We start from the raw sequence: 11838 nt of genomic DNA on the forward strand, positions 1-11838 counted from the left end.
CGTGGGCCTCGATGTTGTTCCAGTGTTACCGCAATAGCGATTAGCGACACCCAGGCTAAGACCAGCTCCGGTGACTACACCTCCTGATCTCCACACCGCCCTCAGCCCGGCTTGACCCTCGGCTTGCGCACGCGCGGCGGTGCGCCACTCGTCTTCGCCGTCGCCTTGGCCTTGCTCCCACCGGTACGCCGCTTCTTCTTCCAGGGCGCGCCCTTGCCCGCCGGCGGCGGTCCGCTGATGGTCAGGGTCAGGCCGAGACAGCGCTCCACCTGCTTGCCCATCCAGGCCGATTGCTTGGTAACGAATTCGGCCAGGCTCAGCTCGCCCTCCTGCACCCGATCCAGCGCCTGCTCCCAGAGCGCCGTGGTGCCCGGATCGGCGATGGCCCGGGGCACGGCGTCGATCAGGCCGAAGGCCGCCGGCGTCGCCGCCAGGGCCTTGCCCTGCTTGACCAGGTAGCCGCGGTCCAGCAGGCCCTGGATGATGCTGGCGCGGGTCGCTTCGGTGCCGATGCCGGTGGTATCCTTGAGCTTCTGCTTGAGGGCCGGATCCTCCACCAGCTTGGCGACGTTCTTCATCGCCTTGATCAGATCGCCCTCGGTGAAGGGCTTGGGCGGCTGGGTCAGCTGATCCTTGCAGCGCACCTCCACCACCGGATAGGACTCACCCTCGCGCAACTCGGGCAGCGCCTGGGGCGGCGGTGCCTCGCGGCCCTTGGGCGGCGTGAGCGATTCGGGCAGGGCGCGCCGCCAGCCCGGTTCCACCAGCCGCTTGCCGGTGGCCCGCAGGCGTTCGCCGCCCGCCGCGAAATCGGCCTGGGTGCGATCGAATTCGTGCGGCGGCAGGAATTGCGCCAGGTAACGGGCGCGGATCAGGCCATAGACGTTGCGCTCCTGGGGACTCAGGCGGCCCAGGTCGCGGGTCACCTGCGTCGGGATGATGCCGTGGTGGGCGCTGACCTTCGCATCGTTCCAGGCCCGCGAGCGGCGACTGGCGTCCAGATGGTCGCGCAAGGGGGCGAGACTGCTGTCGGCGCCCAGCAAGGCGGCCAGCAGCGCCGGCGCCTCGGCGTGCTGGGACAGCGGCAGGTAGCCGCAATCGCTGCGCGGATAGGTGATCAGCTTGTACTTCTCGTAGAGCGCCTGGGCGACGTCCAGGGTCTGCTGGGCGCCCAGGTTGAGGCGCTTGGAGCAGACCTCCTGCAAGGTGCCCAGATCGAAGGGCAAGGGCGCCGCCTCGCGGACGCGCTCGGTCTTGAGCTTGACCAGCCGCGCCTGCCCAGCCGCCTCGATGGCCCGCGCCGCCGCCTGGGCCACCTCGGGCTTGAGACAGCGGCCCTGGTCGTCGCAGACGTCCTCTGGCGGTTGCCATTGGGCCTGGAAGCGACTGCCGGAGGCGTCCAGGGTCGCCTCCACGGTCCAGAAGGGCACCGGCACGAAGGCGGCGATGGCACGATCGCGGTCCACCACCAGGCGCAGGGTCGGCGTCTGCACCCGTCCGACCGAAAGCACGCCCTGATAGCCGGAGCGACGCCCCAGCAGGGTGAACAGCCGGCTCATGTTCATGCCGATCAGCCAGTCGGCGCGCGAGCGTCCCAGGGCGGACTGATAGAGCCCATAGGTCTCGGCACCGGGCTTGAGCGCGGCCAGGGCGCGGCGGATGGAGACGTCATCCAGCGCCGACAGCCACAGTCGGCGAATCGGCCCGCGATAGCGGCAATGCTCCACCAGCTCGCGGGCGATCATCTCGCCTTCGCGATCGGCGTCGGTGGCGATCACCAGTTCGCTGGCCTCGCCCAGCAGGCGCTTGACCGCCTTGAACTGGCTGCCGGTGGTCTTCTTGACCTGCAGCTTCCACTGCTCGGGAACGATGGGCAGGTCGTCCAGCGACCAGCGCTTGTAGCGGACGTCATAGGCGTCCGGTGGCGCCGTTTCCAGCAGGTGGCCGATGCACCAGGTCACGGTCACGCCCTGGCCCTGCAGGCAGCCCTCGCCGCGGCGGGTGGCGCCGAGGATGCGGGCGATGTCCTTGGCCTGGGAGGGTTTTTCGCAGAGATACAGCTGCATGGCGGGCGTCGCACGAGGGGAATCGCCACAGGATGCAAAGCCTGCGCGAGCGGCGCAAGGCCTAATCTGTATATCCGTACAGAAAGCGGTCTTTGCGCAAATTCGCCCAGTGGGCCACAGCGTGCTCAGGACGTGGATCACAGCTTGAACGGCGGCCGCCGCGGACGCGGAATCTTGCCGTGACTGGGCAGTCCTTGGGCTACGGCACTTTCGCCGTCTTTAGCCGAGCTCTGGGAGGCGTCAATGAACACTGTAGCTATGGATCGCGCCACGGCCGAGAGCACCGGCGCCGGAAATATCGTCGACACCGCCAGCGGCCAGGCCCTGCGGGCCAGCATTTCGGCCATGCGCCGGACCACCAGCCAGGTGCAGCGCATCAACGATCAACTCTGGGAAGTCTGGCCGGACGGCCGTCGCAAGCTGCTGCTGCGCTAAGACCTCCCGCCCGACGCCCTAGGCGGGCGTCGGCGTCTCCAGCGCGGCTAGGTAGGTCGCGACCTCGGCCTGGATCCAGGCACTGAAGCGCTCCTGCTTTTCCGCCGATTCGGCGCGTTCCGGCCAGACCAGCCAGTAGGCATAGGGATAGGGCGCTGTTACCGGACTGAGCTGGACCAGACGCCCCTCGTCCAGCGCCGCCTGCACCAGGCTGCGCCGCTCCAGCGCTAGCGCCTGACCAAGGCGTAGCGCCTCCAGTACCACGTTGGAATCATTCACGCTGATGCCGCGATTGGGTGCTGCTTCGCCTAGACCAGCCGTTTCGCCCCAGTGCAGCCAGGTTTCCTCCGTGTGCAATAGCGGCTGCGCGAGAGCCTCGTCCAGGCTGCACGGCACTTGCCCACCGTTGTAACCAGGTGCCGCCACCAGCAGCACATCGTCCTGAAACAGCCGAAGCGCCGTCAGGCCATCCCACTGGCCCTCGCCCATGCGCACTCCGATATCCACCATGCCCTGGCGCAGATCCTGGAAATCCAGGCTGGTCTGGATACGGATGCGATAGTCCGGGTACAGGGCGCGAAAACGCGGCAGCCGCGGCAGCAGCCAGTGGGTGGCGAAGGAGGGAAAGGTGGCGAATACCAGCTCGTTGCGCCGCGGGCGGGCCTGCAGTCGCCGGGTCGCCTCGCCCAGATCCTCGAGCAGCTGGCGGACCTGCTCGGCATAGACGCGACCGTCGCCGGTGACCTCGATCCCGCGCCCCTGGCGCTCGAACAGCACCATGCCCAGCTGATGCTCCAGGCCCTTCACCTGCTGACTGACCGCGGCATGGGTGAGGTGCAATTCATTGGCGGCGCGGGTCACGCTGCCCAGGCGGGCAACCGCTTCGAAGCAGCGCAGGGCATTCAACGGCGGCACACGGGACATGTAAGCTTTCCTTAACGGTCCGGTCAGAATTTCTCGCTGGAAGCAGCTTCGCTGAATCCTTAATGTCTTGTCCAGAGCGGAACCTGGCGTGAAACACGCGGCCAGGATGACGTTCCACGTGAAACAGGATTCACTCTTTCTGACAGGACGCCCCCATGCAACTCATCGGCATGCTCGACTCCCCCTATGTGCGGCGGGTCGCGATCTCCCTTCGCCTGCTGGTTCTGCCCTTCGAGCTGCGCCAGATCTCGCTGTTTCGTGAGGTCGAGCGCTTTCGCAGCTTCAATCCGGTGCTCAAGGCACCCACATTGATCTGCCTGGACGGTCAGCGGCTGATGGATTCGTCGCTGATTCTGGACTATGCCCAGCATCTCGCCTGTGGCAGTCGGCAGTTGCGGCCGAGCGGCCACGCGGCCCGGGCCACCGCCCTCAGTCGCAGCGGCCTGGCGCTGGCCCTATCCGAGAAGGCGGTGCAGCTGGTGTACGAGCGTGATCTGCGACCGGAAGAGAAGCGTCATGCGCCCTGGCAGCAGCGCGTGGAAGGTCAGTTGCGTGCGGCCTGTGGCGCCCTCGACAAGGCCTGGCTGGGCCCGCGTCCGCCGCTGGGTGAAGACAGTATCGGCCAGGACGCCATCGACACGGCGGTGGCCTGGACCTTCCTGCATTTCGCCCTCCCGGGGCTGATCGAGCGGCGTAACTACCCGACGCTGGAGGCCCTGACCGCCGAGGCGGAGGCGCTGTCGGTGTTTCGCGATTACCCGCTGGCGTGACGGAAAAGCATCGCGGCCATGGGCCGCTCCTACGAGACCCTGTTGGAGCGGCCCATGGCCGCGATAAAACGGTCAATCCTCGTCACCGGAGCGGCCGCAGCGGCGGACCGCCATAGCTAGGATCAGCCGGCCCGATCTTTATCCGCGATAATACCGCTGCGGCACGAAGGGGGTTTTGGCGACCTTGACCGGCACCTGCTTGCCGCGCACCACGGCGAACAGCTGGGTATCCAGGGCGGCGAAGGCGCTGTCGACATAGCCCATGGCCACCGGCGCTCCCAGGGTCGGGCCGAAGCCGCCACTGGTGACACGGCCGATGCTGGCGCCATTGGCGTCCACCAGCTCGGCACCCTCGCGCACCGGCACCCGCTCCTGCACCAGCAGGCCGACGCGCTTGCGGCTCACGCCTTCACGCTGCTCGGTGAAGATGCGCTCGGCACCGGGGAAACCGCCGGCGCGACCGTTGCCTTCACGACGCACCTTGGACAGCGCCCATCCCAGGTTGGCCATCACCGGCGAGGTGCCGGCATCCATGTCATGGCCATAGAGGCAGAGGCCGGCTTCCAGGCGCAGGGAGTCGCGCGCGCCCAGGCCGATCGCCTCGACCTCCGGCTCGGCCAACAGGCGGCGGGCCAGGGCCTCGGCGGCGGCGCTGGGTACCGAGATCTCGTAGCCGTCTTCGCCGGTGTAGCCACTGCGACTGACGATGCAGGGCTGGTCCAGCAGCTTGACGCGACGGACCTGCATGAAGGTCATCTCGGCCACTTCCGGCGCCAGGCGCGCCAGCACCGCGGCGGCGGCCGGTCCTTGCAGGGCCAGCAGGGCGCGATCGAATTGCGGCAGCACCTGACAGCGATCGCCGAGGTGCTTTTCCAGGTGGGCGAGGTCGGCTTCCTTGCAGGCGGCGTTGACCACCAGATAGAGGCAGTCACCCAGGTTGGCGACCATCAGGTCGTCGAGGATGCCGCCGTTGTCGTCGGTCAGCAGGGCATAGCGCTGCATGCCGCTGGGCAGGTCGATGATGTCGACCGGCACCAGGGACTCCAGGGCTTCGGCGGCTTCTTCGCCTTCGAGCAGGACCTGACCCATGTGGGACACATCGAACAACCCGGCCTGGGCGCGGGTGTGCTGGTGCTCCTTGAGCACGCCGAGCGGGTATTGCACCGGCATCTCGTAGCCGGCGAAGGGCACCATGCGGGCGCCGAGTTCCAGGTGCAGGGCGTGCAACGAAGTCTTGAGCAGGGACATGGTGGGGCTCCGTGTCGGGTGGCGGCTGTCGCCCCAGGCAAGGGGAACGGGACAGCGCTGGGCTATGAGGTCGCGACGTGGGTGATGGGGTCAGCCCTCACCCCGGCCCTCTCCCTGAGGGAGAGGGGGAAGAGCGGGCGGCTCGCGCGGGACTGCAGCGGGGCCACCGTTCTCCTCCCCTCTCCCCCTGGGAGAGGGGCCGGGGATGAGGGTCAGGCCTCGCCGTAGGCTTCGATCGGCGGGCAGGAGCAGACCAGGTTGCGATCGCCGTAGACGTTGTCGATGCGCGCCACCGGCGGCCAGTACTTGCCGTCCACCAGACTCGGCAGCGGGAAGACCGCCTGCTCGCGGCTGTAGGGGTGGGTCCACTCGCCCGCCAATTCGCGCGCGGTGTGGGGCGCGTTCTTCAGCGGGTTGTCCTGGGGATCCAGGGTGCCGGCTTCCAGGGCGCGGATCTCTTCGCGGATGGCGATCATGGCGTCGCAGAATCTGTCCAGTTCCTGCTTGGACTCGCTCTCGGTGGGCTCGATCATCAGGGTGCCAGCCACCGGGAAGGACATGGTCGGCGCATGGAAGCCGAAGTCGATCAGGCGCTTGGCCACGTCGTCCACGGTCACGCCGCTGCTGTCCTTGAGCGGGCGCAGGTCGAGGATGCACTCGTGGGCCACCAGGCCGCCGGTGCCGCTGTAGAGCACCGGGTAGTGCTCTTCCAGCCGGCGGGCAATGTAGTTGGCGCTGAGGATGGCAACCTGGGAGGCGCGGGTCAGACCGGCGCTGCCCATCATCTTCAGGTACATCCAGGAGATCGGCAGGATGCTGGCGCTGCCATAGGGCGCCGCGCAGACCGCGCCCTCCTTGCGCTCCAGCCGGGCATGGCCAGGCAGGAAGGGCGCCAGGTGCGCCTTGACGCCGATGGGGCCGACGCCCGGACCGCCGCCGCCATGGGGGATGCAGAAGGTCTTGTGCAGGTTGAGGTGGGAGACGTCACCGCCGAACTGACCCGGGGCGCAGAGACCGACCATGGCGTTCATGTTGGCGCCGTCGATATAGACCTGGCCGCCGTGGTCATGGACCACCTGGCAGATCTCGCGGATGGCTTCTTCGAACACCCCGTGGGTGGACGGGTAGGTGATCATCAGCGCGGCCAGGCGCTCGCTGTGCTGCTCGGCCTTGGCCCGCAGGTCGTCAAGGTCGACGTTGCCGCGCTTGTCGCAAGCCACCACCACCACGCGCATGTCGACCATGCTGGCGGTAGCCGGGTTGGTGCCGTGGGCCGAGGCCGGGATCAGGCAGACGTCGCGTTCGCCCTGGCCGCGGCTCGCGTGATAGGCACGGATGGCCAGCAGGCCGGCGTACTCGCCCTGGGAGCCGGCGTTGGGCTGCAGGGAGACGGCGTCATAGCCGGTGGCGGCGCAGAGCATGGCCTCCAGCTCGGTGGTGAGCTGGGCATAGCCCTCGGCCTGGTCGGCCGGGGCGAAGGGGTGGATAGCGCCGAATTCCGCCCAGGTGACCGGGATCATCTCGCTGGCGGCGTTGAGCTTCATGGTGCAGGAACCCAGCGGGATCATGGTGCGATCCAGCGCCAGGTCCTTGTCCGCCAGCTTGCGCAGGTAACGCATCAGCTCGGTCTCGGACCTGTGGCTGGCGAACACCGGATGGGTCAGGAAGGCCGATTGGCGCTGCAGCGCCGCGGGCACTTCCACGCCCTGGGCATCGCCCAGCTCGGCGACCTGGGGCGCGGGCTTGCCGTCGGCCAGGATCTCCAGCAACGCCTGGACATCGGCCAGGGTGCTGGTCTCGTCCAGGGACACGCCCAGGGCCTCGGCGCTGACTTCGCGCAGGTTGTAGCCACGGGCACGGGCGGCCTCGTGCAGGGCGGTGGTGCGCGCCCCGAACACCAGGGTCAGGGTGTCGAAGGCGGTGTGCTGGGTCTCGTGGCCCAGGCGCTGCAGGCCGGCGGCCAGCAGGCTGGTCAGACGCTGCACCCGGGTAGCGATGCGGGTCAGGCCTTCGGGACCGTGGTAGACCGCGTACATGCTGGCGATGTTGGCCAGGAGCACCTGGGCGGTGCAGATGTTGCTGGTGGCCTTCTCGCGGCGGATGTGCTGCTCGCGGGTCTGCAGCGCCAGGCGATAGGCCGGGTTGCCGTGGCGGTCGATGGACACGCCGACGACGCGCCCGGGCATGTCGCGCTTGTACTTGTCCTGGGTGGCGAAGTAGGCCGCGTGCGGGCCGCCGAAACCGAGCGGTACGCCAAAACGCTGGGCGGTGCCGATGGCCACGTCCGCGCCCAGTTCGCCGGGCGGGGTGAGCAGGGTCAGGGCCAGCAGGTCGGCGGCCATGGCCACCAGGGCACCGGCGGCCTGGAAGGCCTGGATGCTCTCCCGGTAGTCACGGATCTCGCCGGTGGTCATGGGGTACTGGAACAGCGCACCAAAGAAGCGGCCGTGGTCCTCGATCTCGGTTTCCACGCCCACGACCACCTCGATGCCCAGGGGCTCGGCACGGGTGCGCAGGACGTCCAGGGTCTGCGGATGGCAGTGCACGGAGGCAAAGAAGGCGCCGGCCTTGTTTTTCGCCAGGCGCTTGCAGAAGGTCATGGCCTCGGCGGCGGCGGTGCCCTCGTCCAGCAGCGAGGCGTTGGCCACCGGCATGCCGGTGAGGTCGCCGATCAGCGTCTGGAAGTTGAGCAGGGCTTCCAGGCGACCCTGGGAGATCTCCGGCTGGTAGGGGGTGTAGGCGGTGTACCAGGCCGGATTTTCCAGCAGGTTGCGCAGGATCGGCGCCGGGGTATGGGTGTTGTAGTAGCCCTGGCCGATCAGGCTCTTGAGCAGGCGATTCTTGCAGGCGATGGCGCGCAGCTCGGCCAGGGCGTCGGCTTCGGACAGCCCGGCGGGCAGGTCCAGCACGCTGGTGCCCTTGATGCTCTCGGGGATCACCTGGGCGGTCATGGCGTCCAGGGATTCATAGCCGAGCAGATTCAGCATGGCGATCTCGTCGAGCTCGCGCGGACCGATGTGGCGCGGGACGAATTCGTCGGCGGTGCTGAGGGTGTCGTGCAGCGACATGGCGGTCTTACCCCTTGATCAGTTGCTGATAGGCGGCTTCGTCGAGCAGCGCGGCGAAGGCTTCGGCATTGGCGGGCTGGAAACGAAAGAACCAGCCGGCGTTCAGCGGATCGCTGTTGATGGTCTCGGGCGCATCGTTCAGCGCCTCGTTGACCGCCAGGACCTCGCCGTCCAGCGGCATGGTGATGTTGCTGGCGGCCTTGACCGACTCCAGCACCGCCACCTCATCGCCCTGGGCGTAGCTGCGCAGCTCCGGCAATTGCACGAAGACCAGGTCGCCCAGAGAGTCCTGAGCATAGTCGGTGATGCCGACGGTAATGCTGCCATCGGCTTCCTGACGCAGCCATTCGTGTTCTTCGGTATAGCGCAGACCCATTGCCAGACTCCTGCGGACCTTTGTCCTGATGGATAGATGGGTCTGGGATTGCAAGGGTGATGCCAGGAACAAAGGCCAGTGTTTTCAGGGGCTTAGCTAAAGAACCCCTATTGCGCCGTAGCGAAATCGTTACGATTGACGCCCCAACCCGCCACACTCGTATCGATTTACAAACGTCGTATCGAAATCGTTACGATATTAGCCAGGCTCCTGGGTCCGACAGCTGGGCTGTACGCCCGGGCCCTGCTGTTCCTTATCACTGTGCCGCAGTCAGAGGCGGATAGAGCGCCTTGCGCGCTAATTTCCTCCCGCAGTGACCCAGTCTTCAACGCGCAGGCCTGGCACCCGGTCGAACTCGCGACGGTTGTTGGTGACCACGATCAGGCCCAGGGAGCGCGCATGCCCCGCGATCATCTGATCGTAAGGACCGATCTGCTGACCCGCTCGGGCTAGTTCGGCGCGCAACTGCCCGGTATGGGCTGCGGCTTCGGGACCGTACGTCAACACCTCCAGCCGCGCGGCGAAGCCCTCGATCACCGCCAGGTTGCGCTCCGGGCTGGAAGACTTTTCCGCACCGTAGATCAGCTCCATCAGGGTGATCGTACTGATGCACAACTGCCCCTGGTGCCGGGTGAAGGCCTCGCGAACCGACGTCGGTCGGTTCTTGATGGTGAAAATGCAGGTGTTGGTGTCGAGCATGAACTTGAGCATCAGAAGCCCTCGCGCTCCTGCTCGGCGGGCTGGTCCCGTTCCGCCATGAAATCCGCCGTGACACCCTCCCCCTCGAACCAGGAATCCCAGGATTCCCCGGCCGGGGTAATGATCCTCGTGCGACCGACCACGACCACATCGACGCGCTTCACGTCTGCGGGCAGGGCAACCGCCTTTGGCAGTCTCACCGCCTGACTGCGATTGCTTTGGAATACGGCGCCTTGATCCATGATCGACCTCTGGGATATATCGGATGTATATCCCATATTAGGGGCAAGGCTGGATCTGTCAATCGGCACCCTCTCGGCATCAGGCATCGCACTCTTCGCGCGGATGACACCTGGTGAAGCCTTGGGAAAGACGCCGGAGGCGGAAATGTCATCGGCGCGGGGCAAGATTCGGACAAGCGCACCCGCCGCGAACTTCCGCCCCGCTTCGTCGGACCAACAAGGCACAACAAGACCTCTGCCAAGCGGCTTTGCCCTCTTCCATCCTTGTCTGGAGTCTTTGTCATGGCTGTGAAAACCGTTGCCGATCTGCTCGTCGCCACCCTCGAAGCGGCTGGTGTCGACACCATCTGGGGCCTGCCGGGCGATTCGCTCAACGGCCTCACCGAAAGCCTGCGCAAGCGTGAGCGCATCCGCTGGCGTGGCGTGCGGCACGAAGAAGCCGCCGCCTTCGCCGCCAGTGCCGCGGCCGACACCAGCGGGCGTCTGGCGGTCTGCGCCGGCTCCTGTGGCCCGGGCAACCTGCACCTGATCAATGGCCTGTTCGACGCCCAGCGCAGCGGTGCGCCGGTGCTGGCCATCGCCGCCCAGATTCCTTCCAGCGAGATCGGCCTGGGCTATTTCCAGGAGACCCATCCGGAGCGGCTGTTCCGTGACTGCAGCGACTTCTGCGAGGTGGTCTCCCATCCCGAGCAACTGCCGCGCATTCTCGAGACCGCCATGCGTTCGGCCATCCTCAATCGTTCGGTGTCGGTGGTGGTGATTCCCGGCGACGTGGCCCTGGCCGAGGCGCCGATCAAGGAAGCCCAGTGGAGCGAGCCGGTGCGTCCGGTGGTGGTGCCGCCGGAGGCCGAGCTGGATGCCCTGGCCGAATTGCTGGCCGGGGAAAAGCGCATCACCCTGCTCTGCGGCGCCGGTTGCGCCGGTGCCCATGCCCAGGTAGTGGCCCTGGCCGAGCGCCTGCAGGCGCCGGTGGTCCATGCACTGCGCGGCAAGGCCCACATCGAGTATTCCAATCCCTATGGCGTGGGCATGACCGGCCTGATCGGCTTTTCGTCCGGCTATCACGCACTCAAGGAGTGCGACCTGCTGCTGATGCTGGGCAGCAACTTCCCCTATCGCAACTTCTTCCCGGATCACGGCCGCGTGGTGCAGATCGACGTGCGCGGCGCCCACCTGGGCGTACGCACCCCGCTGCTCAAGGGCCTGGTGGGCGATGTCCGCGCCACCCTCGACGCCCTGCTGCCGCGACTCCAGCCCAACAGCCACAGCCGCTTCCTGGAAAAGGCCCAGCAGCACTACCGCAAGACCCGCGCCGAGCTGGACGAACTGGCCACCGCCACCGCCGATGGCGAGCCGCTGCATCCACAGTACCTCACCACCCGCGTCAGCGAACTGGCCGCAGCGGATGCCCTCTTCACCTGCGACGTCGGCACGCCCACGGTGTGGGCGGCGCGCTACCTGGCGATGAATTTCGAGCGCAAGCTGGCCGGCTCCTTTACCCATGGCTCCATGGCCAATGCCCTGCCCCAGGCCATGGGTCTGCAGGCGGCCTATCCCGACCGCCAGGTGGTGGCGCTGGCCGGCGACGGCGGACTGTCCATGCTGCTCGGCGAACTGGCGACCCTGGCCAGCGAGAAGCTGCCGGTCAAGGTCATCGTCTACGACAACGCCACCCTGGGCTTCGTCGCCATGGAGATGAAGGCCGCCGGCATGATCGACGAGACCACGGATCTCGCCGCCGTCGACTTCGCCCAGGTGGCCGAGGCCTGCGGCGTGCGCGGCTGGAAGGTGGAATCGGCCAGCCTGCTCGACGCCACCCTGGAAGAGGCGTTCGCCCACCCCGGCCCGGCGCTGGTGGACGTGCGCATCGCCAAGCAGGAGCTGTCGCTGCCGCCGAAGATCGAAGCGGCCCAGGCCAAGGGCTTCAGCCTCTACCTGCTGCGCGCGGTGATGAGCGGGCGCGGCAGCGAGGTGCTGGACCTGGCCAAGACCAACGTGCTGCGTTGATGG

The 11838-nt window shown here is 67.2% G+C and carries 10 protein-coding genes; 3 read left to right on the forward strand and 7 right to left on the reverse strand.

The genetic code is table 11. The features are described 5' to 3' along the window. Positions 1 to 101: 101 nt before the first annotated feature. A complete protein-coding gene (locus PVZ77_RS01300; protein WP_273805618.1) occupies positions 102 to 2066 on the reverse strand; it encodes a DNA topoisomerase III in 1965 nt (654 codons plus the stop codon). 243 nt (positions 2067 to 2309) lie between these two features. Between PVZ77_RS01300 and PVZ77_RS01305 the strand changes: the two genes are divergently transcribed. After that, complete coding sequence (locus tag PVZ77_RS01305; RefSeq protein WP_144945249.1) at positions 2310 to 2501, forward strand: hypothetical protein; 192 nt, start codon at positions 2310 to 2312, stop codon at positions 2499 to 2501. 18 nt (positions 2502 to 2519) lie between these two features. Here PVZ77_RS01305 and PVZ77_RS01310 read toward each other — a convergent pair whose 3' ends face one another. Further along, positions 2520 to 3425 (reverse strand): LysR substrate-binding domain-containing protein, encoded by a 906-nt coding sequence (locus tag PVZ77_RS01310; protein WP_115946315.1) that lies wholly within the window; start codon positions 3423 to 3425, stop codon positions 2520 to 2522. Positions 3426 to 3580: 155 nt separating this feature from the next. Between PVZ77_RS01310 and PVZ77_RS01315 the strand changes: the two genes are divergently transcribed. After that, a complete protein-coding gene (locus PVZ77_RS01315; RefSeq protein ID WP_044342513.1) occupies positions 3581 to 4195 on the forward strand; it encodes a glutathione S-transferase in 615 nt (204 codons plus the stop codon). A 138-nt stretch (positions 4196 to 4333) separates the two neighbouring features. On the opposite strand, the gene gcvT is transcribed toward PVZ77_RS01315, so the two are convergent. The 5 genes from gcvT to vapB all read right to left on the reverse strand — a co-directional run bounded on the left by gcvT (position 4334) and on the right by vapB (position 9828). Then, positions 4334 to 5443, reverse strand: coding sequence for a glycine cleavage system aminomethyltransferase GcvT (gene gcvT, locus PVZ77_RS01320; protein ID WP_115946314.1), 1110 nt, complete (start codon positions 5441 to 5443; stop codon positions 4334 to 4336). A gap of 212 nt (positions 5444 to 5655) precedes the next feature. Beyond that, positions 5656 to 8511 (reverse strand): aminomethyl-transferring glycine dehydrogenase, encoded by a 2856-nt coding sequence (gene gcvP, locus PVZ77_RS01325; protein WP_273805617.1) that lies wholly within the window; start codon positions 8509 to 8511, stop codon positions 5656 to 5658. Between the two features lie 7 nt (positions 8512 to 8518). Beyond that, positions 8519 to 8887 (reverse strand): glycine cleavage system protein GcvH, encoded by a 369-nt coding sequence (gene gcvH / locus PVZ77_RS01330; RefSeq protein ID WP_007159937.1) that lies wholly within the window; start codon positions 8885 to 8887, stop codon positions 8519 to 8521. 297 nt (positions 8888 to 9184) lie between these two features. Then, a complete protein-coding gene (gene vapC, locus PVZ77_RS01335) occupies positions 9185 to 9598 on the reverse strand; it encodes a type II toxin-antitoxin system tRNA(fMet)-specific endonuclease VapC (RefSeq protein WP_027597361.1) in 414 nt (137 codons plus the stop codon). Further along, on the reverse strand, positions 9598 to 9828 hold the full coding sequence (gene vapB / locus PVZ77_RS01340) for a type II toxin-antitoxin system VapB family antitoxin (RefSeq protein ID WP_042135407.1): 231 nt from the start codon (positions 9826 to 9828) through the stop codon (positions 9598 to 9600). The genes vapC and vapB overlap by 1 nt, the downstream gene beginning before the upstream one ends. Before the next feature lie 282 nt (positions 9829 to 10110). Between vapB and poxB the strand changes: the two genes are divergently transcribed. Continuing rightward, positions 10111 to 11835 carry a ubiquinone-dependent pyruvate dehydrogenase gene (poxB, locus tag PVZ77_RS01345; protein ID WP_273805616.1) on the forward strand — a complete coding sequence of 575 codons (1725 nt, stop codon included), beginning with the start codon at positions 10111 to 10113 and terminating at the stop codon, positions 11833 to 11835. The last annotated feature ends 3 nt before the right edge of the window (positions 11836 to 11838 follow it).

The sequence above is a fragment of the Pseudomonas sp. SHLD1 genome, from assembly GCF_028640935.1.
Classification (GTDB): domain Bacteria; phylum Pseudomonadota; class Gammaproteobacteria; order Pseudomonadales; family Pseudomonadaceae; genus Chryseomonas; species Chryseomonas aestiva.